Annotated in this window: 1 protein-coding gene and 1 other annotated feature; the gene reads right to left on the reverse strand. The window is 60.4% G+C overall.

The annotated features are described in order from the left end of the window. Nucleotides 1–34: 34 nt before the first annotated feature. Nucleotides 35–1,269, reverse strand: a protein-coding gene (locus tag HWX25_RS32580) for an IS3 family transposase (RefSeq protein WP_107938108.1) whose coding sequence is annotated in 2 segments (ribosomal slippage) — nt 35–978 and nt 978–1,269 — 1,236 coding nt in all. Because the reading frame shifts where the segments join, the coding sequence is not laid out codon by codon here. Continuing rightward, nucleotides 872–988: a sequence feature (AL1L pseudoknot), on the reverse strand. It overlaps the preceding gene by 117 nt. Nucleotides 1,270–1,319: the final 50 nt, after the last annotated feature.

The following is a 1,319-nucleotide window of genomic DNA, read 5'->3' on the forward strand; positions in this document are numbered from 1 at the left end:
TGAACCGCCCCGGGAATCATGGAGGCTGGTTGGTTTAAGTTAATGCGGGTTCAGTGGTAGCTGTTTCAAGTTGCCGATAGTAGTTTGCCTCAGCTTCGGCGGGCGGGATATAGCCGAGGGGTTCCATCAACCGATGATGATTGAACCAGGCCACCCACTGCAGCGTTGCCAGTTCAACGGATTCTCGCGTTTTCCAGGTGCGGCGATGAATCAGTTCAGCCTTGTACAGGCCGTTGATCGTTTCAGCCAGAGCGTTGTCATAGCTGTCGCCCCGGCTGCCGACCGACGGTTCGATGCCCGCTTCGGCCAGCCGTTCGCTGTAGCGAATGCTGACGTATTGGGACCCTCTATCCGAATGGTGTATCAAGGTTCCGTCGTCGCCCGGGCGCCGCGCGTAAAGCGCCTGTTCAAGTGCATCCAGGACGAAGTCCGTGGTCATCGAACTGCTGACGCGCCAGCCGACGATACGGCGAGCGAACACATCGATCACGAAAGCCACATACAGCCAGCCCTGCCACGTCGAAACGTAGGTGAAATCCGAAACCCAGAGCTGGTTCGGCCGTGCCGCCTTGAACTGGCGATTGACCCGATCCAGCGGGCGCGGGGCTATGGCATCAGGAACAGTCGTGCGAACACGCTTGCCTCGCATCACGCCGCGCAAACCCAGTTGCTTCATCAACCGTTCGACCGTGCAGCGCGCCACCGCGATACGCTCCCGGTTCATCTGCTTCCAGACTTTATCCGCACCGTAGACCTGCATGTTGGCCTGCCACACACGCTTGATCTCCGGCCGCAGACGTTCATCGCGGATTGCGCGAACAGAGCGCCGCGACGGATCACGAAGCTGCGCGGCATGGCGTCGGTAACCCGACGGGGCAATCCGCAAGACCTTGCAGATCGGCTCGACCCCGAAGGTGTCGCGATGCTGATCGATGAAGGCCTTCAGGACTTGAAACGGCGGTCGAGCTCCGCCTGGGCGAAAAACGCGCTCGCGACCTTGAGAATCTCGTTGGCACGACGTAACTCCTTGACTTCGCGCTCCAAGGCCTTGAGGCGCTCGCGCTCGTCTGTGGTCACGCCATCGCGCTCACCGTGGTCAATCTGGTCGCGCTTGACCCACTCGTGCAGTGTCTGCGGTGTGCAGCCGATCATCGGCGCAATCGATTCGATCGCCGCCCACGTCGACGGATGTTCGCTACGCTGCTCGCGCACCAGGCGCACCGCGCGCTCTCGGACTTCCGGGGAAAACTTGGTTACCTTCTTGTTCATGGCTCCATTCTCTCAAGAGTTGGAGCCTCCACAAAATCCGGGGCGGTTCA

This window comes from Burkholderia sp. BCC1640, from assembly GCF_902833125.1.
In the GTDB taxonomy this organism is placed as follows: domain Bacteria; phylum Pseudomonadota; class Gammaproteobacteria; order Burkholderiales; family Burkholderiaceae; genus Burkholderia; species Burkholderia diffusa.